The sequence below is a fragment of the Halomicrobium zhouii genome (genome assembly GCF_900114435.1).
GTDB classification, from domain to species: Archaea; Halobacteriota; Halobacteria; order Halobacteriales; family Haloarculaceae; genus Halomicrobium; species Halomicrobium zhouii.
Genome location: NZ_FOZK01000003.1, coordinates 362,080 through 384,247, shown reverse-complemented (window position 1 = coordinate 384,247; position 22,168 = coordinate 362,080). Strand labels below are relative to the sequence as shown.

The following is a 22,168-nucleotide window of genomic DNA, read 5'->3' as shown; positions in this document are numbered from 1 at the left end:
ATCCATGATCACGGGCAGCAGGATGGCCGTCGTCGACGAGAACGCGGACGCCCTCGGCGTCCCGCGAAAGCAGCTGATGGAGTCCTCGGGCAACGCAGTCGCCCGCGTGGTCCGCCAGGTCGCCGACCCCGGTGCGACCATCACGGTCGTCGCCGGCCGCGGGAACAACGGCGGCGACGCGTTCGTCGCGGCGCGATTCCTCGACGAGTTCGACCTGGAGATTCTCCTGCTGGGCCGCGCCGAGACCATCACGACCGACATCGCCCGGGAGAACTGGGACGCGCTCTGCCAGGCGGAGTACGACGCCCGTGCTGTCCGTGACTCGCGTTCTCTCTCGCTAGGTGACCCTGACGTCGTAGTCGACGCGATGCTCGGGACGGGCATCTCTGGCGACCTCAGGGAACCCGCGGCGACCGCCGCCGAAGCGGTGAACGACAGCGACGCCACGGTCGTCTCGGTCGACGTCCCCTCCGGGTTCGACGCCGACACCGGAACGCTCCCGGACAGCGCGGTGGACGCGGACCACGTCGTCACGTTCCACGATTCGAAGCCAGGGCTCGAACGCCTCGAGGCGACGGTGACCGTCGCGGACATCGGCATCCCGCCCGCGGCCGAGGAGTACGTCGGCCCGGGCGACCTTCGACGGTTGGCGGGCAGAGACCGCAGCGCCCGCGTGTTCGTCATCGGTGGCGGTCCCTACACCGGCGCCCCGGCGCTGAGCGCCCAGTCCGCGCTCCGGTCCGGGGCGGAACTGTCCTTCGTCGCCGCGCCCGACTCCGTGGCCGGCGAGATCCAGGGGTACGAACCGGACCTCATCGTCCAACCCTACGAGGGCGAGCGACTCACGCCGGACCAGGTCGACGGTCTCGTCGAGACGGCCACGAAACACGACGACGTGGTCGTGCTGGGACCGGGCCTCGGGACTGCGGACGAGACGCTGGACGCGGCGCGACGGTTCCTCGAATCCTTCGAGGGGCCGGTGGTCGCCGACGCCGACGCGCTCTCGGTCGTCCCGGACGTCGACACCGAGGCCGAGGTGGTCTGTACGCCCAACAGCAGAGAACTGGCTGCCCTGGGCGGTCCGGAAGTCGACGACCTCGCCGAGAACGCCCACGAGGTCGAGCGCATCGCGGACGAACTCGGTCACGTCGTTCTCGCGAAGGGGGCAGTCGACGTGATCTCTGACGGGGACCGTACTCGGCTGTGCCGCGCCGGCAATCCGGGGATGGCCGTTGGGGGCACCGGCGACCTGCTCTCGGGCGTCGTCGCGACGTACCTCGACAGCCAGGACTCCTTCGACGCGGCGTGTATGGCCTCGTTCACCACCGGTCGGGCCGGCGATACCCTGTACGACGACCGCGGGACGGGCTACGTCGCCTCGGACGTCCTCGAACGGATACCGACGGCGCTCGGCGACGCAACCGACGGATAACGCGGAAAAGGGTCGCTAGGCCGAGGCTTCGGCGATTTCGCCGGCCTTCGCGCGCGAGCGCTCCACGACGGCCGGGCGGGCCTCGAACTCGATGACGACCTGGTCGCCGTAGTCGACGTCGTCGACGCGGGCGTGGTCGTGGATCCACGAGACGACGCTCATCGTGTCGTCCGTCATCGGCAGGACGAGACGCTCGCGTTCGTAGTCGGGGAGTTCTCGGTCGATTCGGGACAGCAGCGCGTCGACGTTCTCTCCCTCCCTCGCGCTGACGGTCACCGGGTTCGGTGCGAGCGCGGACAGGGCTGCCTTCTTGCGCTGGACCTCCTCGTCGTCGACGAGGTCGGTCTTGTTCAGCACCGTGACGATGGGTGCCTCGTTGCGCTCGTAGAGCGTGTCGTGGCTCGTCACGAGCTTCTCCCGGATCTCCTCGACGGGTTCGCTGACGTCGACGACCAGGAGGACCAGATCCGCCCGGTAGACGGCGTCGAGCGTCGACTTGAACGACTCGACGAGCCAGTGGGGCAGGTCGGAGATGAAGCCGACCGTGTCGGTCACGAGCACGTCCCGGCGGTCCATGTCGGCCCGGCGAGTCGTGGTCCCCAGGGTCGTGAACAGGCGGTCCTCGCTCTCGGCCGTCGGGTCGAGGTCCGCGTGGAGGTCCTCGTTGGCGTCGACGTCGACGTCCTCGGCGAGTCGTCGGAGTAATGTCGACTTACCGGCGTTCGTGTAGCCCGCGAGCGCGACCAGGTCGAACCCCGACTCCCGGCGCTGTTCGCGGCGGTGTTCCTCCGTCTCCTGGATGGAGTCGAGTTCGTCGCGGATACGGGAGATCCGTTTCTTGATGTCCTGCTCGCGGCTCTCGTCGTACTCGCCCAGCCCCATGAACCCCGGACGCTCGTCGCGTTTGGCCAGGCTGGCCTTGGCTTCCGCGCGCGGGAGCTCGTATCGCAGTTCGGCGAGTTCGACCTGGAGCTGTGCCTTCCGCGTCTGGGCGCGCTGGCCGAATATCTCCAGGATGAGTCGGAACCGGTCGATGACGCTCGTCCCGTCGGGGAGTTTGTTCCCGATGTTGTACGTCTGGTACGGGCCAAGCTGGTTGTCGAAGATGACTGCGGTCGCCCGTTCCCGGGCGACGACGTTCGCGAGGCGGTCGACCTTCCCCTCCCCGAGGTGGTACGCTGGGTCCTCGGTTCGCGTCTGGGTCAGTTCGCCGACGACTTCGTACCCGGCCGCACGCGCGAGGTCCGTTATCTCCTCGGTGTCCGCCGTTCCGGAGTCGACGCGCTTTGCGACGACCGCTCGTTCGGTTGGCTGGCTTGGCGTCACTCACCGTGGATTACGCCGCCACCGTATTTAAATCCAGTCCGGACCTCGGCCGGTCGCTCCCGGCTCGCGAAGGGGCACAAAAGACTTAAGCCACGACTGTAACGTGTCGGGTATGGTCGACTTAAACCCGCAACAGCTCGGTCTGGAACTTGGCGGGGGCGCGGTCATCGGCGGCGTCATCGGCTTCGCCGCCAAGAAGGTGGCCAAGATAATCGCCGTCCTCGTGGGCATCCAGCTCGCCCTCTTCAAGTTCCTCGAAACGCGCGGCGTCCTCTCCGTCGACTGGGGAGCGATAACCGGAACGGCCTCGAACGCGACCAGAGCAGCCGGCGACGCCGCCGGCTCGCAACCTCCATCGTGGATGATGAGCCTGCTCTCGGCACTGCCCGTCAGCGCCGGATTCACCGGCGGCTTCCTGCTCGGGTTCCGGAAAGGATAACTGTCGGCCGCTGCCGCTTCTGCGACCCGTTTACCGCGTTCGCAGGTCGTCTTCGTCCTTGACGATCTGTGTTTCTGCCTCGCCACTCGTGTGTTCGTTCACGAGGTCGTAGAACTCGTTTTGCATCCCCGCAGGGAACGTCAGGACGCCGACCCAGGAACCGTCGTTCTGCCACTCTTCCCGGTCCAGGTCACCGAACTGACGGATCCGTGACTGTGCACTGCCAGCGTAGTCCGCAGGAACCTGCACGGCGACGGTCACCTCGTCGAACCTGATGGGGATGACTGGCCGGAGCGCCTCGAGGGCGTCGTCGACCTGGTTCTCGACCGGTTCCATCGGATCGATCCGGAAGTCGGTCTCTTCGAGCGCGGACTCGATGCGCTCCGGTGGATGGGGCGCGTCGTCCATCTGGGGGTTGACGGCGTTCCGAGTGATGGTCTGGACGAGCTGTTTGTGCTTCTGTTCCTGCATCTCGCGGCGCTGTTCAGCCGTTATCTGGATCTCTCCCTGTTTGATGACCTCCGGAATGATCTCGAGGGGGTCGGTCGTCTCGAAGACCTCCTCCAGGGAGCTCTCGGGGGGTCTGTCCCCCGACGAGGCGTCCTCGAAGACGTCCTCCGCCGCGATGACGTCCTCCAGGTCTCCGTCGAACTCGTCGCGCTTTATCGCCAGTGCCGCGTCCGGATCGACCAGCACTTCGAATCGCTGGCCGTGCGATTCGAGCCTCGCGGCCACCGCCTCGTCAAGAGATATCATACCTGTCGGTATCCGTGGATGGCTTAAAGGCCTTTCTCAGCGAGCCGTCCGACCCCGCCTTCTCTCGCGACGGTGATGGGTATGGATTTATAGCGGTGTGGGCGGAATCACCGCGCCGAATGCGGAGTTTCGAGGTTTCGATAGACGACGAGACCGCGCGGTCGCTCGCGATCGAGGCGGACCTCCTCGAGTTCGAGACGGTCGAGTCGTACCTGGCCTGGGTCGTCGAACAGCGGTTCTCGCTGGAGGGGGACGGGATGCGCCACAGTCGCCTCGCTGCATTTGCCAGCGAAGTTCGTCGCGAGCGCTCGGGGGACGTCCGCTCCGACGACTCGACCACGGACGACGTCGACCTCTCGATCGACGGCGCGGAGGACGCCGTCGCTCGGATCGAAGACGAGGAACTCACGAACGTCGTCGAGAGCCTCGCCGACGTGGAGCGCGAACGGGTCGACGCGTTCGCGCGGCGCGCGGTCGCACAGACGAGCGACAGGCTCGGTGAGCGCGGGTGGACGGCTATCGACTACGATCCCCGGTCGACACGTGAGGAGGGGTTCCCCGGGGACGACGTCGCCGACGTCGCGTCCATCGACGTGCCCGGGCACGACGAGGAACTCTGCGACCGACGACGGTGGGCCGTCGGCGCCGCACTGTGTCTCCTCAGAGAGCAGACCGAGGCCAAGCGGGGGGACTTCGTCGACGAACTGTACGAGGAGCTTCCCGCCGGGTACGGGAGCGAGGACGCCTGGTGGGGCTGTATCAAGACGGGACTCCGGCAGATATCTCGCGTCGAACCGGCCAGGGACGGCGCTCACGTCTGGCGATACAGGACGACGCCGGGTCGGGTCACTCGCATTTCGTTCTCCGACGACTTCTGAAAATACTACGGGTTCGATTATTGAGTCCGTAACGTCCCCCACGAAAAACTAATGGCGGATTAAGCTGAACGGTTCACGTAATGAGGCGGGTTACCGAGCGGGGTGGCTATGACGGGGACTGAGACGGACGGACGACTGTTCGAGTGGTACCGACGGATAATCGGCGAGCCAGACAGTAACGTCGACGTCTACCTCGGGTTCGCGCTGTTCTTCGGGGCAGTCGGACTCGGACTGGGGGCGTTCGGCGCAGGCGCCGCCGGGCAGTGGGTGGAACTGAGCGATTACGTCGCGCGCGAGGTGGCCTTCGCGCTCGGGATGCTCGCCGTCCCGACGGCGCTCTCGTCGGTCATCGTGTTGCTCCCGGTCGACCGTCGGGGCCTGGTCGGTGGCGCTTCGGGTGTCGTCGTCTGTCTCGTCGCTATCGGGCTGTTCACCTACGCATATCCGTACATGTGGGCCGAGGGGAGTGGTCCCCAGTACAGCATTCACGTCCTCGCCGTCTACGGCGTGGGACTGACGGCCGTCCTCGCGTCGACCGGCGCCGCGATGGTGGCGTACCACATCGACCGGGCGAGGCCCGCGCCCGCCGATTTCGCCCCCGAAGAGACGGAGGACGACGCGCAGATCAGCGACGACGAGATCCGTCAGGACATCGACGAGGCCATGGCGGACGTCGAACTCACGTGGGGCGGCGTCGAACGCCACGAGGGGACGGCCCTGACGCTCACGTCCGACGAGAGTGAGTTCGATACCTCGGGTCTGCAGGCGGCCACGACGGAGGTACACAGCACCGGGGTCGACGAGCAGGTGAGTGGCCTCCGGACGGTCAAGGGCGGCGAACAGACGACCGCTCGCTCGGAGACCACGGTCGACGACCAGACCGACCAGCTACGCGAGTTACGTCGCCGGCGCAGAGAGGAGGCGTCTTCCAGCGACGACGAGACGTTCCTCGCGAGGGTCCTCGCACGAGTCGCCGCGACGTTCGGACGTTAGTCACTCACTAAGATTGTTCATTCGAGAATAATTACTCTATAACATGCACAAACATAGATTTAATACGGCGGGGTTTAATTTTCGACTCTGTAACCATGGCTAAAGGACTTGACGTGGGTACGATGAACATCCTGTCGGCGAAACAGGAGGGTACTGACACCGTGTTCGTCCAGCAACGGAACTCCTTCGTGGAGATAGAGTACAGTGACATGGCCGAGCAGATGCTCTCTCGGTCGGACGTCCTTCACATCCGGAAGGACGACGACGTGTACGTCCTGGGGGACGACGCGCTGAACTTCGCGAACATCTTCAACCGCGAGACGCGGCGACCGATGTCCCAGGGGATCCTCTCCTCGGACGAGAAGTCGGCGATTCCGATGATGAAACTCATCATCGAACAGGTCGTCGGGTCGCCCGACCGGCCCGACGAGAAACTGTACTTCTCTTCGCCCGCCGACCCGATCGATTCCGACCTCAGCACGCTGTACCACCAGAAGACGATCGAGTCGTTCCTGAACGACATGGGGTACGACGCGGAACCGATCAACGAGGGGATGTCGGTCATCTACTCGGAACTCGCCGACAACGACTTCACCGGGCTCGGGATCAGCTTCGGAGCCGGCATGACGAACGTCTGCCTGGCCTACTACGCGGTTCCAGTCATGAAGTTCTCCGTCGCCCGCGGTGGGGACTGGATCGACGAACAGGCGGCCCAGGCGACTGGTACCCAGGTCGACAAGGTCACCTCCATCAAGGAGGACGGCTTCGAACTCGACTTCACGACCGACGTCGGTGGCGTCGAGGGTGCGCTGTCGATCTACTACGAGAATCTCCTGGACTACGTGATCGAGAAGATCCGAAAGGAGGTCGACGAGGAGGACATCGAAGAAGGCCTCGACGTGCCGGTCGTCGTCACGGGCGGCACGTCCTCGCCGAACGGGTTCTCGAAACTGTTCGAACAGCACCTCGAGGACGCCGACATCCCGTTCTCCATCAGCGACGTCAGGCACGCCGAGGAACCGATGTACAGCGTCTCCCGCGGCGCCCTCGTCGCTGGCCGCTCGGAGGAAGAAGATCAGGACCGCGACACGGCGGGATCTGCTTCGGAGGACGACGAGAGCGAATCGGAACCCGACGAGGAGATCGAAGCGGCGAGCGACGACTGATACCGGTCGTTTCTCACAGTGATTGGAACTATTTTCAGGAGCCAGACACTATCGGTAGTGAACCGGAGCTGAACCGGCCGGTTGCGAAGAGACACCGGTAACGAAGTACAACCACCACTATCAGTCGTCCGCGGTTCCCGGTCGGTGGGTGGTGACGTCTCTTTTCACGCCGTACTGTCGCGCGTTGAACCGGTCGATAGCGTCTTCCCACGATTCACGTGGCGATTCCTCGCGAACGTGGGACACCGGGACGTCGACGAATCCACACTCCTCGCATCGTCGCGAGACGTTCTCCCCCAGTTCGAACTCTGCCATCGATCCCCCACATCGTACGCAGGCCATAATTTCCTCCTTCGTTCGAACGGTAATAACTTTAGCGGCTAGATGGTACTGCTTCGCCGACACGAACGGTCACGATGCGAGACGTCTGGAGAGTGCGTGACACCGAAAATACGTGTGCCGACCCGTCGTCAGGACTCCTCGTCGGGCTCGTCGTCGGACGTCTCGGCGGACTCGTCTGCGGATTCGTCGTCTGTCTCCTCGTCGTCGGCCGATCCCAGGATGCCCAGATCGCTGAGGTGTGCCTCTTTGTCGTCGTCGCTGAGTTCCCGGAACTGTTCCGTCTCGACGTCGATGGTGGCGATGCCGATTCCCTCGGGAGCGAGTTCGTCGTCGTTGACGGACGCGAGCGCTTCCAGCGCGAGGTCGATGCCGTCGTCGAGGACCATCTCTTCGGAGTAGTTCGCTTCGAGGTACTCCCGGATGTCGCCGCGATCGGCGCCGACTGCGAGGGCTTTCCACTCGTAGGGGGTCCCGGATGGGTCCGTCTCGTAGAGGCGGGGTTTGCCGTTCGCGATGCCGCCGATGATGAGCGCGACGCCGAACGGCCGGGCGCCGCCGACCTGGGTGTACTGCTGGATGTAGTCGGTGACCTCCTTGGTCAGCGTCTCGATGCCGATCGGCTCGCCGTACCTGAGCTGGTTGACCTGCGCCTGTCGGCGGGCGAAGTCGATGAGCTGGCGCGCGTCGGCGACGTGGCCGGCGCTGGCGATGCCGATGTGGTCGTCGGCCTTGTGGATCTTCTCGACGGAGGAGCGCTCCATCAGCGGCGACCGGATCCGTTTGTCCACTGCGAGGACGACGCCGTCACTGGTCCGGATGCCGATACTCGCGGTGCCGCGCTTGACGGCCTCGCGTGCGTACTCGACCTGATAGAGACGCCCGTCCGGCGAGAAGATCGTTATCCCCCGGTCGTACGCCTGCTGTTGGTTTTGGCCCTGCATAGTTACTGGAAATCGAGTGTGGTCGCGCCCGAGTAGCCCTCGGGGGTCCGCACGTCGACCTTCCCGTCACGGGCGACGGCGGGTTCCTCCGCGTCCTCGAACGCGACGTGTCTCTGGTCCGGTGGTTCCCGTCGGCGATGTATATAGTTTTCTTCACAGGCTCGCACGGTGCCGCTTACCCCCCTCACGCGGATTCCGACCGGGTCTCCGTCGACCGCTGCCACGCAGGCAAGGGCTGCTCTCGCCCGTGGTTCCTCGTCCCGCCGCGTCCGGACCACTGCAGCGCCGTCACTGTCGGCCAGATCGAACCGGAGGACCGTCATGTCGAGGTCCGCGCTGCCGGCGTCACCGAAGAGGTTCTGGGCGGCGTACCACAGCTCCCGCTGGAAGTCGCGCCGGCCGAACGCGGCGTCGGGCCAGGTCTCGATGGCTACCCCCAGGTATCGCCAGCGCTGGCGGAGGTGTTTCGGGAGGTGTTTCACCGCGGTGCCTCCTCGATGCCGTCGCCGTCGGGGACCCGCTCCCCGACCAGGACGCCAACCTGATCGTGGACGCTCTCGACTGCCGTGAGGGCGAACCCGGCGTCCGTGAAGGCGTCCGCCAGCACGCCGACCGTCGCCGGGTCGTCGACGTCTGGGCTATAGAACGTCTCGTCGGGGTCCGGGTCGCCGAAGAACATCACGTCGCCGAGGACGAATCGCCGGGGTTCGAGGGCGGCGATGACGTCGATGGCCTCGGCCTTCTCCTCGTCGTCGAGGTGGTGCATCGCGAAGTTCGAGGTGACGACGTCGATGTTGCGGTCGACGTTCGGCTCGCGAAAGCGGCCCTCGGCGAACTCGACGTTCTCGACGGCGCGGTCGGCGGCCTTCGCCCGGGCTTCGGAGAGCATCCCCTCGCTGATGTCCCGGCCGTGCACGAACTCGCATCGCTCGGCCAGCGGCAGGGCGATGGCTCCGGTCCCGGTCCCCAGGTCGAGGACCACGTCCTCCGGTCCCGGGTTCGCGTACCGGACGACGAGGTCGGCACACTCTCGGTAGGCCACAGAGTCCTGCTGCTCGTCGTACTCGGCGGATTGCTCGGAAAACCGGTCGGCGTGCTCTTCGAGGGACTTCTTCATGTCACTCCCGTCGCGGGCGAGGCCAATGAAGCATACGACTCGCGGAGACCCGGCTCGTCGGATGGCGACCGTTTCACCGGTCCCGTCTCGTCAATTCCGTCTCACCGGCTCTGGATCACCGGTTCTGCTTCACCGGCTCTGGATCACCGGTTCTGCTTCACCGGCTCTGGATCACCGGCTCTGGATCACCGGTTCTGCTCACCGGATCGTCGATCCGAGCCTGGTCGCGCTGGTCGACTCGTCGACGTTCGACCGTTCCGGTTCGGTGATCGGGTTCCGGAGCGCCAGGTACAGTACGACGAGCAGTGCGAGTCCCGCGTGTGCGACGGGAAACGGCTCCGGAGCCACGAGCGACGGTCGGCCGAACACCGCGACCGCGCCGAAGGCCACCATCCCCACGTACCGGCCCTGTCGACTCCCCGTCCCCAGGAATCCGGCTGTCAGCATCAACGCGATAGCGGTTGTCGTCGTCACTGGCACCGAGTTCGCCAGCAGTAACACGCTGTTCACCCCCTGCGATAGCAGCGCGAGCATCGCGCCGAAGAGGTGGGCGACCCCGAGCACCACCCCGACAGCGGCGATGACCGCTGCTTCGAAGCTTACGTTCTCTGACCCCATGTCTTGTTAGAGTACCAACTACAACATAAAATCACCGGTCGTTCGGCCCGGAACGATGTCTGTACCGTTCAGTCGTGGTCGTCTCCGGTAGAGCCCGGGTCTCGTTCGTCGACGCGACGAACGCCGGGTTCGACGAAGGAGTCCGAGAGTCGTTCCCGGTTGCGTGAGGCGATTCGACCCCACTCCGCGAGGCCGGATTCGACCTGTTCGCTGGAGAAGCCGATGGCCTCGCCGACGGCGACGAGTTCGCGCGGGGCCCGGAGTTGCAGGTGGCTCGTCGGGTCCGCGCTGACGACGTAGGGGACGTCGTAGTAGTCGACGAGTTCGCGGAGCTTCCGGAGGGACTGGAGGCGGCGGACGCGTCGGCCACCGGTGCAATCGAGGACGTCGCGGAGCGAGAACTCCACGCGGACGCCGTTCGCCGCGGCTTCCTTCGCCAGTACGTGGTTGAAATCGCCGTCGTCGCGCATCGGATGTGCCAGGACGTCGACGGCGGCCTGTTCGACGGCGAACCGGTTCATCGCGACGGTCCCGCCGTGGACTGCGAGGACGACGGTGTCGGGCCGGTGGTTCCCAACGTAGCCACTGGCCTGTGACGGGTCGTCCGCTCTGACCTCCACGGCCGGGACGACGTCGACGTCGTACGTCTCGCTGACCACCTCTGGGTCGTAGTCCGCGAGGGCGTCACCGTGGTTCCGGACGACGATGCCGTCGAAGCCGTACTCGCTCGCGGTCAGCGCCAGCCGCGCGACGGTACTATCGCCGTCCGGCCGGGCGTGGACTGCCTCGTACCTCATAGGGCTTCCAGCACTTCACGGGCGTTGGTGACGGCCTTCTCCCGCTTGGCCGGATACGCCTCGACTTTCGCCCGGAGCGTGATCCCGTCGCCGCGCCGGACCTCGCCACCGAAGGCGGCCTGCTTGTCGAACGTCAGGAAGAACGAGCAGTTGTCGTCCACCCGGTCGTCGAGTTCGGCGACGACGTCGTCGACGTCGTCCAGGGTCGCGACCTGGGAGAGGACGTGTCGAATCTCGTCCGCCAGCTCCACGCGGGCCGAGAGGACGACGATGCGGTCGCCGTAGTGACCCTCGGACGTGTGCCGCTGGAGTTCGACGTCCTCGGGGAGAAACGTCCGGAGCGCCTGTTCGACTCGCTTCTCGTCCTCGGTGGCGTAGGAGAATGCGCGCAGTTCGACGTAGTGAAACGGGACCGAGGCCATCGAAATCGTCGTTACTCCTCGTCGACGGGTTCGAGGGAGTCCTCCGGGATGCCCTGCTCCTGGCCGTCCTCGAAGGAGACGGTGTAGTTCGCGTCCCCGAACATCGTCTCGACGACCTGGGTGACCGTCCCCTCCTCCCCGTCGTACTCGCTGTGTTCGTCGTGCAAGATGACAGCGTCGTCCTCTTCGAATGCCATATCGATCGGTACAGGGGTGGACGGCAAAAAGGGTCTGATTTGACCTGCTCGGCGGACGCCACTGGCCCGGGTCGAACACTTATGACAGTGACGCGCGAAACGGGTGGCATGTCACCATCTTCGCCCCCGGACGGATCGGTTCCGAGACCGAGACACGGTGCGATACCCAGACGGCATCGATGACGACGGTCGACGACCTCTGGTACCTCGGCGACGTCGCGCGCCAGTCGGCAGAACAGACGTATCACTCCGTCGCGGACCGCCACGAGGACTTCCTCGAGTGCACCCGTCACCGCAGCGTCTCTCGGCCGCGGTTCAGGACCGTCGCGGACCGCATCCGCGACAACGGCCTCCCCTACGGTGCCCACGCGATAACGTACCGCGAGTCCGGTGAACTACTGCTGGTCCGCCACGACGACGTGGACATGTGGGTCCTCCCCGGCGGGGAAGTGGACGGCGACGAGTCGTTCCGGGCGGCCGCGCGTCGCGAACTGATGGAGGAGGCCGGCGTCGACGCGGCGTTCGAGGGGCTGGCGCTGCTCGCCCGGGTCGAGTTCCGGTGTGGAGACTACGACACGTGGGGCGTCCTGCCGATCTACCAGGCTCGCGCCGAGACGACCGCACTGACCGTCGACGACCCGGACGGTGAGATAACCGACGCGCGATGGTTCGACGAACTGCCCGATGACGCGCGCGACCGCGACCAGCTCGTTCGGTGGCGAGCGGAGACGCTGGAGCAGTAGTCCTCCTCGGAGGCGGCGTGATCCGGGAGCGCCAGTCCGCGAGCGCTATCTAGCCTTCCAGTAGCTCGTGGCGACACCAGGAACACGCTCGGCCCGCGGGTACGTCACTCTCCGGGCGTTGCCCCGGCCCACTGGTCTGCAACGCCTCGCCGGGCAAGGGGTGGAGCTGTTCGACGACGTCGCCACATCGAGGACACTGGAGCATGTGGGTATTTAGCACGCGGGCGCGGATAACTCCGTTGCCCGTTGGTGTGACGACGGCCGTCGCTCACTCGGGCGTGAACGTCTCGCCCTGCCGGGCGTCGGCCTGCATCCGGCGAACCGTCGCGCGGGCGTTGCTCGCGTCGTAGCCGAAGAAGACGTCCTCGCCGTACTCCTCGGCGACCTCCGCCGCGTGAATCAGGTCGTCAACGTCGACGTCGACGGCGTACAGTTCGACGCTGAAGGGCGTCGAGAGCCGGTCACGGAACCCGCTCGCGAGAATCTCCAGCCAGTAGGTCGTGGTGTAGGCCATGTCGTAGATGGGGACGACGAACTCGTCGACGTACGCCTCCAGGGCTTCGACGTCGATCCCGGACCGCGCCGAGAGGTGTCCCGGGTAGGGGTCCGGGTAGAGCGTGAGGTAGAGTCGTCCGGGGACGCGCTCGCGAGCGGCGGCGACGAACTCCGTGATGACGTGCTCGCGCCAGGTCGACCACTCCTCGTGGTCGCTATCGGCGAAGCGCTCCTCACAGCGCTCGCAGTGGCAGTACTCCTCGCGCGGGAACCCGACGTCGTCGAGGCGGACGTCCTCGTTCACTGCGGCGGCGTCTTCGATTATCCCCAGTAATCCCTCCCGGTACCGGTCGTGCGTGGGGCAGACGTACGACCAGTCGAAGTAGGGCCGCTCGCGGGTCGCTCTGTTTCCCTCGTCGTCGACCGGAACGAGGCCGTCCTGGTCCTCCGCGGCGTTGTCGCCGAAACAGGAGATCATGTTGACGGCGTCGGCGACCGGTTCAGCCGCGCGACCGGTCACGTCCTTCACCTCGTAGAACCCGCGGTCGAACTCCTCCCAGGAAAGCTCCTCCTCGTTGCGCGTGACGACGCCGTACATACCTGCGGCTACGGCTCCACGGGGGTAAGTCGTTCGGGAGAAAGTGTGGTTGGAGGGCGATACAGCCAGACCCCTTGTTACCGCGTCAGCTTGTAGGCGGCCGCCGCAGCCACCAGGAAGGCGACGAGGATAATCTTACGAGACATCACTCAACTGTAAGGTACTCTCGGGTATAGTTTTTCTGCATGTAACACTCCTTACCAGGTGACTATGCGCCGATCGGTACCGATCCGACTGCTGTGCCGTTGGTAGCAAAACCGGGCGGGCTGCGGTGGGGAACCGCGCGCGGCGCCGGTCGGCCGTCCGGCGATCGAGAAAAGAGCAGGTGACACTGATGGACGCCTCAGTGGTTCTGCGACGATATTCTCCTCCCACGGCCACGAACTATCGATTGCATAAGTACGCGGCGTTCGGCGGAATGGAGCGCCTACTCCTCCCTCTCGGCCGTCGCGCGTAGCGGTTCTCAGTCGTCCACCGACTGCTCCGGCGGTTCCCACTGGTCGTCGATGGCCTCGCGGATGGCGCGCCCGCCGTCGTGGGTTCCCGTCGGTGGTCGGTTCACTTCGGCGGCCACCGAGCCAGCCAGGTCCGTCTCGTCGGCGATGTCGCTCATCTCACCTGCCTCCCGAGCGTCCTGGTCGATTCGCATCGAGCAGAACTCGACGCCACACATCGAACAGAAGCGGGCCTCCCTGTAGTTGTCTCCCGGAAGCGTCTGGTCGTGGTAGGACCGGGCGCGTTCCGGGTCCAGCGCCAGGTCGAACTGTTCGTTCCAGTCGAAGGCGTAGCGAGCCTCCGACAGTGCGTCGTCCCAGTCACGCGCCCCCTCACGACCGTTCGCGACGTCGGCGGCGTGGGCCGCGATACGGTAGGCAGCCAGGCCCTCGCGGACGTCCTCTTCTTCTGGGAGTCCGAGGTGTTCCTTCGGCGTGACGTAGCAGAGCATCGCCGCGCCCGCCCGGCCAGCTTCCGTCGCGCCGATGGCGCTGGTGATGTGGTCGTAGCCCGGCGCGACGTCGGTCACGAGCGGGCCGAGGACGTAGAACGGCGCGCCGTCGCAGACGTCCTGCTGGCGCTCGACGTTGTCGGCGACCTGGTCCATCGGCACGTGGCCCGGCCCTTCGACCATTACCTGGACGCCGTGGTCCCAGGCCGTCCGTGTGAGTTCCCCGAGCGTCTCCAGTTCGGCGAACTGCGCCTCGTCGCTGGCGTCGGCGAGACACCCTGGTCGCAGGCCGTCACCGAGGCTGAAGGTGACGTCGTGCTCGCGGAAGATCTCGCAGATTTCCTCGAACTTCGTGTACAGTGGATTTTCCATCCCGTTCTCCTCCATCCACTTCGCCAGGAGGGAGCCACCGCGCGAGACGATGCCCGTCTTCCGGCCGTCGGTGAGCGGGAGGTGTTCCATCAGCACGCCGGCGTGGATGGTCATGTAGTCGACGCCCTGCTCGGCCTGTTTCTCGATAACGTCGAGTAACAGTTCGTGGGTTATCTCCTCGGGACTCCCCGCCCGTTTGACGGCCTCGTATATCGGGACCGTCCCCACGGGCACTGGCGAGTGCTCGACGTTCGCCTCGCGGATCGGATCCAGTCCCTCGCCGGTCGACAGGTCCATCACCGTGTCCGCGCCGTAGTGCACCGCTGTGTGGAGTTTGCGGAGCTCCCCTTCCAGGTCGCTCGTCTCGTCGCTGTTCCCGATGTTGGCGTTCACCTTCGTCGAGAACTCCCGCCCGATGATCATCGGGTCCAGCGCGTCGTGATGGTCGTTCGCCGGGATAACCGCCTGGCCGTCCGCGACCTGTGCACGGACGAACTCTGTGTCCTCTTTCTCCCGCTCAGCGACCCGCTCCATCGCTTCGGTAACCTCGTCCGCCCGCGCTCGTTCGAGTTGCGTCATCGATTAGTCTGTTGTATCATTGGGTTATAAAACCAGGTCAATCCCCCGACCCTGTGTCGATCGAAGAGCTGGTGGCTTTCCGGGCAAGCATACCGCGACGAGCGAAGCGAGCCGTTTCACTTCTGGCGACCGAATGGAGCGAGACGGAAGTTCGAAACTCAAGTTTGCGACGAGTGGTGCCCGCAGCAGGCTCGAAGAGCGTGCGAGGACACTCGAGTAGTAAAGTTTAGTCGGTTTAGGCGATGTCCCGCGAGGTGTCGATGCTGACCTCTTCGACGAGGTTCAGCTTGATGACGTCGCCGGGGGCGCGGCCGCCCCGGAACTTGGGGATCGAGAGCTTGTTCACGATCTCGTCGCCCGTCACGCCGGTATCGAGCTGGAAGACGACGTCTGCGAAGTGTTCGGTCGTGTCTCGCAGCGGCGGAACCTCGTGACCGTCGAGGCTGTGAAGAATAGCGAGACTGCCCGTATTGAAAATGTGGTTCTGGAGGTCGTTCATGAACGCGCGGTACCGCGAGTGGGGCTCCTGGGCCTCGAGGACGTCGACCGGGTCCAGAATGAGATTCGAGGTCTCGGGGAGCGCACTGACGAGCTTCCCCGCGTTGTCCAGCGGTGCCTCGCCGGAGATGTGGCGCACCGTCGGGTCGCCCGTGTTTGCAGGCGTGTTCTCGATACTGTACTGGACCGCCTCGGCGGTGCGATCCAGCGAGAGCCACAGGGTACCACGCGTCGCGGTGAGTTCGTAGAGGAACAGTTCCGCCTGGCTGGCCGGCGACGCGCTGAGAGCGACGATGCTACCAGCAGGTATCCCACCGTCGAGTTTCCTGTCGAGGACGTCGATCCCAGTCCGCAGCCGATTAGCCATCCCGTGGAGAGTCACTATTCTGCAACTGATTAAATATTCCGCTTAGGGAGAGACTCACAAACATCCGCGTACGCGGCCCGGACCCGGTCGTCGGCGAGTGGATCAGGGACGGACGGAACGTGGCCGAGGGTCGGGCAATCCAGGAGTCGCCCCGGATCCACGGAGCCGTCGCTCCTCGTGACGACGCTACCGACGACCGGCGCGTCGAGCGCCCGAGCCATCGCCGCGGTCTTGGCCGCATCTTCCAGGCTCTGAGGCGTCGGCGTCGAGACCACGATAGTGGCGTCGGCAGCCCGCAGGGGTGTCGCCACGGCCGGCGACGCGCCGGCGGCGGTGTCGACCAGAACCGGGTCGGCCAGCGTCTGCAGTCGATCGAGGGCTGTGGCCAGGTCGTCCGACTGTTCGGGGCCATTCGCGACGAGACGCACGCCCGGAAGTTCGAGTGTCGACTGGACCGCTTTACTGACGGGAGCTCCGCTCGCGAGAGTAGCGAGTCCGGCGTCGAGACGGGCGCCCGCGACGACGTGCAGGTCGGGCATTCCCACGTCGGCGTCGACGACGACTGGATCGGAACCCGCGTCCGCGAGCGCCCGGGCGAGACACGCCGTCGTGGTGGTCTTGCCACAGCCGCCCTTGCCACCGGCCACAGCGATCATGGGCGCTCTGGCCCCGCCTTCCCATTTGAATGTTCGTGCTGTGTCGGGAGATTCAAGGCCATCGGGGGCGGGAGTCTACCCAATGCGCCAGGACCACATTATCAGCGCCAAACAGCTCTCTCGAGCGGACATCGAGGAGGTGCTGGACCGCGCTGCCGACATCGCCGCCGACCCGGGCGCGTTCGCTGACCGTCACGACGACGCCCTGCTGGGGCTGCTCTTCTTCGAGCCGAGTACGCGAACGAAGATGAGTTTCACCGCCGCGATGAAGCGCCTCGGCGGCGACGTCGTCGACATGGGTACCGTCGAGTCCTCGTCGGTGAAGAAGGGCGAGTCCCTGGCCGACACCGTCCGCGTCGTCGAGGGGTACGCCGACGCGCTCGTCCTGCGCCACCCCAGCGAGGGGTCGGCGAAGATGGCCAGCGACTACGTCGACGTGCCGCTCATCAACGCCGGCGACGGCGCCGGCCAGCACCCGACCCAGACGCTGCTCGACCTCTACACCATCCGGGAGAACGCCGGCTTCGACGACCTGACGATCGGTATCATGGGCGACCTGAAGTACGGCCGAACCGTCCACTCGCTCGCCCACGCGCTCACGGAATTCGACGCGCGCCAACACTTCGTGAGCCCGGAGAGCCTGCAACTCCCCCGGTCGGTCCGGTACGACCTGCACGAGGCCGGCGCGGACGTACGAGAGCACACCTCGCTGGAACCCGTCCTCTCGGAGCTCGACGTCCTCTACGTGACTCGCATCCAGGCCGAACGCTTCCCCGACGAGAGCGAGTACCGGGAAGTGGCCGGCGAGTACCAGATCGACGCCGGAACGCTCGCGGACGCGAAAGACGATCTCACCGTGATGCACCCGCTCCCCCGCGTCGACGAGATCGACCACGAGATCGACGCCACTGAGCACGCGAAGTACTTCCAGCAGGCCCACAACGGCGTGCCGGTCCGCATGGCGATACTCGACATGGTCCTGGAGGGAGAACGATGACAGACCGAAAGCTCCGCGTCAGCAAGATCGAGAACGGCACCGTCATCGACCACATTACGGGCGGCCAGGCGCTGAACGTCCTGGCCATCCTCGGCATCGACGGCACCGAGGGCGAGACCGTCTCCGTGGTCATGAACGTCCCCTCGGACCAGCTCGGCCACAAGGACATCGTCAAAGTCGAGGGCCGGGAGCTCTCGGAGGAGGAACTCGACGTCCTGTCGCTCATCGCACCGGCCGCCTCTATCAACATCGTCCGCGACTTCGACGTCGTCGAGAAGAAGCACGTCAACCACCCCGACCGCGTCGTGGGCGTGCTGCAGTGTCCCAACCACAACTGCATCACGACCGAGGACGAACCGGTCGAATCCGCCTTCACCGTCCTCGACGACGGCGTCCGCTGTGAGTACTGTGACACCATCATCCGCGAGGACCTCCCGGCCCACATTCTGGCCAACTAAATTTTACGTTCGTTCGAAAATCGCTCCGCGATTTTCGTGATGTGCGTGGGACACTTCGAGTCCCACGAACCGTGCGAACGGGCGGCGAAGCCGCCCGTGAGCAGATGCCGAGAGAGCTTCGCTCTCTCGAATCACGTCGGGTTTCCTCGATCGCCTCCGGCGACCTGCGGGAACCACTCCTTGAAAACTTTCGTTTCAAACTTCCTTCCCGCTCGGCGCTCCGCGTCTCGCGAGAAGTGAAACGGCTCGCTTCGCTCGCCGTATGCTTGCTATAGTACGTTCTCCAAGAGACTGAACGGATGAAAAGACGGACGGGCTACCCGATTACTCTTCTTCGGCGCCTTCGATCTCTTCCACGATCTCGTCGGCGTCGACGTCGGCGTCTTCGAGGGCCGCTTCGATGTCCTCGCCGCCTGCGCCGCCGCCCATCATTCCTCCCATGCCGCCGCACCTTTTTCTTCGTCGGGTGTGCTCGCTGCGCTCGCACACCGCTCCTCGAAAAATCTGCACCAAAAAAGGCCGGTCCTCACTCCGTTCGGACCGAAGAAACCGCTCGCTCCGCTCGCGGTATGCTCGTCTATTCTTCGGCGCCTTCGATCTCTTCCATGATCTCGTCGGCGTCAACGTCGGCGTCTTCGAGGGCCGCCTCGATGTCCTCGCCGCCTGCGCCGCCGCCCATCATTCCTCCCATGCCGCCCATCATACCGCCCATGCCGCCGCCGATCTCCTCCTGGACGATGATGCGGTCGATGTCGAGGATCTGGGTGAGCTGCTGGGCGATCTGCTGTTTGCCCATCATCCACTGCTGGTTCATCGTGAGCTGCGGGGTCGCCTCGATGTAGAGCGTCTCCTTCTCGACTTCGACGGTCTCGAACTCGGGTTCGGCGTCCTCGTCGTCGTCCTCGTCGGGTTCGACCATCTGCTCTTCCTCGACGGTGTCGGTCTCGAACCAAACCTCGAGTTCCATGTCGAGGAACATGCTGATGAGGCCCTGGGCCTGCTCCTCTCGGTCCTCGACCTCGCGGAGGATGTCGTACTCGTACTCGATGCCCTCGCCGGCGAGTGGGTGGTTGAAATCGACGCGCGCGCGACCGCCGATGATGGTCTCGACGTGACCGTGCTCGCCGCCGACGTCGACGTGGGCACCTGGGTAGCGGTCGTCTTCCGGAATCTTGTCCTTCGAGATGGTGCGGACTTCGCTCTCGTCGTACTCACCGAAGGCCTCCTCCGCCGAGACGTTCACGGTGCCGCTGTCCCCGGCTTCCTTGCCGTAGATGTCAGACTCGACGGCCTCGAACAGGTGACCCTGGCCGAGGACGATTGTGCGCGGGGCGAACTCCTGGTCCTCGCCGACGCCTTCCTCTTCGGCGACTTCGGGGTGGGTCGTGTCGACCAGGTCGTCGCCTTCAACGGTCCGGGCGGTGTAGTCCAGTTCGACGAAGTCGCCCTCCTGGAGCCCTCCTTCGGGGGTTTCTTCCTCGGTCGCTTCTTCCTGGGCGGTCTCCTCATCGGCCTCGGTGTCCTGTGCTTCGGTCTCGTCGACTTCCTGTTCTTCGACGTCGGCCTCCTCGGCCTCGGAGTCGTTGCTCATACCCGAATCGTCAGTCGTCGCGCTCTTAAGGACAACGTTTCGCCCCGCCGAGTGATAGATCTGAATCTGACTGCATCAGCCGGTGCGAATGGCCGATTCAGCGGGTCGCTGTTCGGTTTCCACTGTCACTGGCTCGACGACCTCTACCTGTTGGGATAATTCGTTGTTCGCCCCGATGGCCTCGACAGTGGCTTCGTAGGACCCCGGCTCTAGATCTACGTCAACGTCGATATCGACTGTCCTGGTCTCTCCGCTGTCGACTGTGGTGCGGTGTTTCTCTCTGAGATCGTCTATCTCGACGATAACGTCGGTGTGGATGTCAGACCTGTCGTCACTTACGAGGCTCACGCTGGCCGTCGCAGTGTCCCCTGAAGTGATCGTTTCGGAAAGCTGGAACGACTTCAGTCGGTAGTTCGGACCACCGGCTGGACAGCCGGCATTGAGGGACGAGCAGCCGACGCCGACGGATACGACGTATTCTCGACGGAGCACGTGATCCGGTTTACAGATGAGGTACAAGTTCTTTCTTCTCGCATTCGCCAGCTGGAATATTCCGGTCGGGGACACGATTCGGGTTGCTTTTGTCCGGCCTGGCCGACCACATGCGCATGTACGAGGTCGAACTGAAGGTCGAGGCGGACCACGACGCCGTTCGCGACCGACTCGAAGCACTGGGGGCCGATCGCCTGGGTGTCGTGACCCAGGAAGACACGTACTACGACGCGCCCCACCGCGACTTCGCAGCGACCGACGAGGCGTTTCGCATCCGTCGAGAGTCCCACGGCGACGAAGCGATCGTCGAGTTGACTTACAAAGGACCGAAGGTCGACGCCGAATCGAAGACCCGGGAGGAGATAGAGACGGCCGTCGAGAGCGGATCGGACGCCGACGCGATATTCCGTGCACTGGGGTTCGAGGCGGCCGCCGTCGTGGAGAAGGATCGTGACCGCTATCACCTGAACGGCTACACCGTCACGCTGGACAGCGTCGACGGCCTCGGTGAGTTCGTCGAGGTCGAAATCGAGGCCGAGGAAGTCGACGACGCGCGCGAGGGCGCGAAGGAGGTAATGATGGATCTCGGTCTCGACCCCGACGAGCAGATCCGGACGTCCTACCTGGGTCTCCTCCTCGGTGATGCAGAGGAGTAATCAGAACGGCAAGAAAGGTTTCCGCAAGTTATAGAACCCGGGACTCCCAACTACGGCCAATGACGGACCGGAATATACACGTTCAGCCCGCCACCGGGCACGCGGTCGAGGACCAGTCGGTGGAGATCGTCGAGCGGAAAGGTATCGGTCACCCCGACTCTATCTGCGACGGGATCGCCGAAACTGTCTCGCGCGCGCTCGCTCAGGAGTACATCGACCGCTTCGGCGAGGTGCTGCACTACAACACCGACGAGACCCAGCTCGTCGCCGGCACGGCCGCGCCCGCCTTCGGCGGCGGCGAAGTACTGGAACCGATCTACCTCCTCATCGTCGGTCGCGCCACCAAGACGTTCGGCGGCGAGCGCATCCCGACCGAGACGATCGCACTGGAGGCCGCCCGCGAGTACCTCGACGAGCAGTTCCCCTTCCTCGACGTCGGCAAGGACGTCATCGTCGACGTCCGCCTCGGCGAGGGCAGCGGCGACCTCCAGGAGGTTTTCGGTGAAGAAGCGACCGTCCCGATGGCCAACGACACGAGCTACGGCGTCGGTCACGCGCCGCTCACCGAGACCGAACAGATCGTCCACGAGACCGAACGCAGTCTCAACGAAGAGTACGCCGCGGACAACCCCGTCGTCGGCCAGGACGTCAAGGTCATGGGCAAGCGCGAGGGCGACCACGTCGACGTCACCGTCGCCGTCGCGATGGTCGACCGGCACGTCCCGGACATGGACGCCTACCGCGACGCCGTCGAGGGGGTTCGGGAGTACGTCGCCGACCTGGCCACGGAGTACACCGACCGCGAGGTTACCGTCCACGTCAACACCGCCGACGACTACGATGAGGGCTCCATCTACCTGACGACGACTGGCACCTCCGCCGAGCAAGGCGACGACGGCTCCGTCGGCCGTGGCAACCGCGCCAACGGCCTCATCACGCCGAACCGGCCCATGAGCATGGAGGCGACCTCCGGCAAGAACCCCGTCAACCACATCGGGAAGATATACAACCTCCTCTCGACCGAAATCGCGGAGTCCGTCGTGAGTGAGGTCGACGGCATCAAACAGCTCCAGGTCCGCCTGCTCTCCCAGATCGGATCGCCCATCGACGACCCGCACGTCGCCGACGCGGAACTCGTCACCGAACCCGGCGTCGCCATCGAAGACATCGAAGCAGAGGTCCGCGCTGCCGTCGACGACGAGCTCGCGGACGTCACCGGCGTCACGAAGCGGGTCATCGACGGCCAGCTGTCCACGTTCTGAGGAGGCGCCGTCCACCGCGACGCGAAGAGGCTTC

26 protein-coding genes are annotated in these 22,168 nt (G+C 65.1%); 10 read left to right on the top strand and 16 right to left on the bottom strand.

Annotated elements, in window-relative coordinates:
• The first annotated feature begins 4 nt into the window (after positions 1-4).
• Complete coding sequence (locus BM337_RS15670) at positions 5-1,432, top strand: NAD(P)H-hydrate dehydratase (RefSeq protein WP_089817615.1); 1,428 nt, start codon at positions 5-7, stop codon at positions 1,430-1,432.
• Positions 1,433-1,447: 15 nt separating this feature from the next.
• Here the strand turns inward: BM337_RS15670 and hflX are convergent, their stop codons facing one another.
• Positions 1,448-2,758, bottom strand: coding sequence for a GTPase HflX (gene hflX / locus BM337_RS15665; RefSeq protein ID WP_089817613.1), 1,311 nt, complete (start codon positions 2,756-2,758; stop codon positions 1,448-1,450).
• Between the two features lie 112 nt (positions 2,759-2,870).
• Between hflX and BM337_RS15660 the strand changes: the two genes are divergently transcribed.
• A complete protein-coding gene (locus tag BM337_RS15660; protein WP_089817611.1) occupies positions 2,871-3,197 on the top strand; it encodes an FUN14 domain-containing protein in 327 nt (108 codons plus the stop codon).
• A 30-nt stretch (positions 3,198-3,227) separates the two neighbouring features.
• Here the strand turns inward: BM337_RS15660 and BM337_RS15655 are convergent, their stop codons facing one another.
• Complete coding sequence (locus BM337_RS15655) at positions 3,228-3,953, bottom strand: ribosome assembly factor SBDS (RefSeq protein WP_089817610.1); 726 nt, start codon at positions 3,951-3,953, stop codon at positions 3,228-3,230.
• A gap of 119 nt (positions 3,954-4,072) precedes the next feature.
• On the opposite strand from BM337_RS15655, the gene BM337_RS15650 reads away from it, so the two are divergent.
• The 3 genes from BM337_RS15650 (at position 4,073) to BM337_RS15640 (ending at position 6,990) form a co-directional block, all read left to right on the top strand.
• Complete coding sequence (locus tag BM337_RS15650) at positions 4,073-4,831, top strand: hypothetical protein (protein WP_089817608.1); 759 nt, start codon at positions 4,073-4,075, stop codon at positions 4,829-4,831.
• A 108-nt stretch (positions 4,832-4,939) separates the two neighbouring features.
• Positions 4,940-5,824 (top strand): cell division protein CdpA domain-containing protein, encoded by an 885-nt coding sequence (locus BM337_RS15645; RefSeq protein ID WP_089817605.1) that lies wholly within the window; start codon positions 4,940-4,942, stop codon positions 5,822-5,824.
• 95 nt (positions 5,825-5,919) lie between these two features.
• Positions 5,920-6,990: a disk-shape morphogenesis protein volactin gene (locus BM337_RS15640; RefSeq protein ID WP_089817603.1), complete on the top strand. Its 1,071-nt coding sequence runs from the start codon at positions 5,920-5,922 to the stop codon at positions 6,988-6,990.
• Positions 6,991-7,110: 120 nt separating this feature from the next.
• Here BM337_RS15640 and BM337_RS15635 read toward each other — a convergent pair whose 3' ends face one another.
• The 8 genes from BM337_RS15635 to BM337_RS15600 all read right to left on the bottom strand — a co-directional run bounded on the left by BM337_RS15635 (position 7,111) and on the right by BM337_RS15600 (position 11,424).
• Positions 7,111-7,305, bottom strand: coding sequence for a hypothetical protein (locus tag BM337_RS15635; RefSeq protein WP_177227563.1), 195 nt, complete (start codon positions 7,303-7,305; stop codon positions 7,111-7,113).
• Positions 7,306-7,460: 155 nt separating this feature from the next.
• Positions 7,461-8,273: an archaeal proteasome endopeptidase complex subunit alpha gene (gene psmA / locus BM337_RS15630; RefSeq protein ID WP_089817599.1), complete on the bottom strand. Its 813-nt coding sequence runs from the start codon at positions 8,271-8,273 to the stop codon at positions 7,461-7,463.
• 2 nt (positions 8,274-8,275) lie between these two features.
• Positions 8,276-8,755 (bottom strand): Rpp14/Pop5 family protein, encoded by a 480-nt coding sequence (locus BM337_RS15625; protein WP_089817597.1) that lies wholly within the window; start codon positions 8,753-8,755, stop codon positions 8,276-8,278.
• Positions 8,752-9,390, bottom strand: coding sequence for a class I SAM-dependent methyltransferase (locus BM337_RS15620; protein WP_089817595.1), 639 nt, complete (start codon positions 9,388-9,390; stop codon positions 8,752-8,754). The genes BM337_RS15625 and BM337_RS15620 overlap by 4 nt, the downstream gene beginning before the upstream one ends.
• A 198-nt stretch (positions 9,391-9,588) precedes the next feature.
• Positions 9,589-10,008, bottom strand: coding sequence for a hypothetical protein (locus BM337_RS15615; RefSeq protein WP_089817594.1), 420 nt, complete (start codon positions 10,006-10,008; stop codon positions 9,589-9,591).
• 68 nt (positions 10,009-10,076) lie between these two features.
• Positions 10,077-10,805, bottom strand: coding sequence for an RNase P subunit p30 family protein (locus BM337_RS15610; RefSeq protein ID WP_089817592.1), 729 nt, complete (start codon positions 10,803-10,805; stop codon positions 10,077-10,079).
• The gene (locus BM337_RS15605; protein WP_089817590.1) at positions 10,802-11,227 is read right to left on the bottom strand and encodes an RNA-binding protein; all 426 of its coding nucleotides are present in this window, start codon (positions 11,225-11,227) and stop codon (positions 10,802-10,804) included. The genes BM337_RS15610 and BM337_RS15605 overlap by 4 nt, the downstream gene beginning before the upstream one ends.
• A gap of 11 nt (positions 11,228-11,238) precedes the next feature.
• Positions 11,239-11,424: a DUF1918 domain-containing protein gene (locus BM337_RS15600; RefSeq protein ID WP_089817588.1), complete on the bottom strand. Its 186-nt coding sequence runs from the start codon at positions 11,422-11,424 to the stop codon at positions 11,239-11,241.
• A 179-nt stretch (positions 11,425-11,603) separates the two neighbouring features.
• Here BM337_RS15600 and BM337_RS15595 point away from each other — a divergent pair, with 179 nt between their 5' ends.
• The gene (locus BM337_RS15595; RefSeq protein ID WP_089817586.1) at positions 11,604-12,167 is read left to right on the top strand and encodes an NUDIX hydrolase; all 564 of its coding nucleotides are present in this window, start codon (positions 11,604-11,606) and stop codon (positions 12,165-12,167) included.
• 268 nt (positions 12,168-12,435) lie between these two features.
• On the opposite strand, the gene BM337_RS15590 is transcribed toward BM337_RS15595, so the two are convergent.
• The 4 genes from BM337_RS15590 to BM337_RS15575 form a co-directional block, all read right to left on the bottom strand.
• Positions 12,436-13,260 carry a hypothetical protein gene (locus tag BM337_RS15590; RefSeq protein WP_089817584.1) on the bottom strand — a complete coding sequence of 275 codons (825 nt, stop codon included), beginning with the start codon at positions 13,258-13,260 and terminating at the stop codon, positions 12,436-12,438.
• Positions 13,261-13,723: 463 nt separating this feature from the next.
• Positions 13,724-15,157: a phosphomethylpyrimidine synthase ThiC gene (gene thiC, locus BM337_RS15585; RefSeq protein ID WP_089817582.1), complete on the bottom strand. Its 1,434-nt coding sequence runs from the start codon at positions 15,155-15,157 to the stop codon at positions 13,724-13,726.
• 235 nt (positions 15,158-15,392) lie between these two features.
• Complete coding sequence (locus BM337_RS15580; RefSeq protein ID WP_089817579.1) at positions 15,393-16,022, bottom strand: RAD55 family ATPase; 630 nt, start codon at positions 16,020-16,022, stop codon at positions 15,393-15,395.
• Between the two features lie 29 nt (positions 16,023-16,051).
• Positions 16,052-16,678: a MinD/ParA family ATP-binding protein gene (locus tag BM337_RS15575; RefSeq protein ID WP_089817578.1), complete on the bottom strand. Its 627-nt coding sequence runs from the start codon at positions 16,676-16,678 to the stop codon at positions 16,052-16,054.
• 82 nt (positions 16,679-16,760) lie between these two features.
• On the opposite strand from BM337_RS15575, the gene pyrB reads away from it, so the two are divergent.
• Both pyrB and pyrI read left to right on the top strand, forming a co-directional pair.
• The gene (pyrB, locus tag BM337_RS15570; RefSeq protein ID WP_089817576.1) at positions 16,761-17,675 is read left to right on the top strand and encodes an aspartate carbamoyltransferase; all 915 of its coding nucleotides are present in this window, start codon (positions 16,761-16,763) and stop codon (positions 17,673-17,675) included.
• Entirely contained in the window at positions 17,672-18,133 is a 462-nt protein-coding gene (pyrI, locus tag BM337_RS15565; RefSeq protein ID WP_089817574.1) for an aspartate carbamoyltransferase regulatory subunit, read from the top strand. Before pyrB ends, pyrI begins: the two co-directional genes overlap by 4 nt.
• Positions 18,134-18,710: 577 nt before the next feature.
• Here pyrI and BM337_RS15560 read toward each other — a convergent pair.
• Together BM337_RS15560 and BM337_RS20720 are read right to left on the bottom strand one after the other, a co-directional pair.
• Positions 18,711-19,724, bottom strand: a complete 1,014-nt coding sequence (locus BM337_RS15560; RefSeq protein WP_089817573.1) for an FKBP-type peptidyl-prolyl cis-trans isomerase — start codon at positions 19,722-19,724, stop codon at positions 18,711-18,713.
• Positions 19,725-19,799: 75 nt separating this feature from the next.
• Positions 19,800-20,216, bottom strand: coding sequence for a hypothetical protein (locus tag BM337_RS20720; RefSeq protein WP_177227561.1), 417 nt, complete (start codon positions 20,214-20,216; stop codon positions 19,800-19,802).
• A gap of 116 nt (positions 20,217-20,332) precedes the next feature.
• Here BM337_RS20720 and cyaB point away from each other — a divergent pair, with 116 nt between their 5' ends.
• Positions 20,333-20,872 carry a class IV adenylate cyclase gene (gene cyaB / locus BM337_RS15550; protein WP_089817569.1) on the top strand — a complete coding sequence of 180 codons (540 nt, stop codon included), beginning with the start codon at positions 20,333-20,335 and terminating at the stop codon, positions 20,870-20,872.
• Positions 20,873-20,931: 59 nt separating this feature from the next.
• Complete coding sequence (locus tag BM337_RS15545) at positions 20,932-22,134, top strand: methionine adenosyltransferase (RefSeq protein WP_089817567.1); 1,203 nt, start codon at positions 20,932-20,934, stop codon at positions 22,132-22,134.
• Positions 22,135-22,168: the final 34 nt, after the last annotated feature.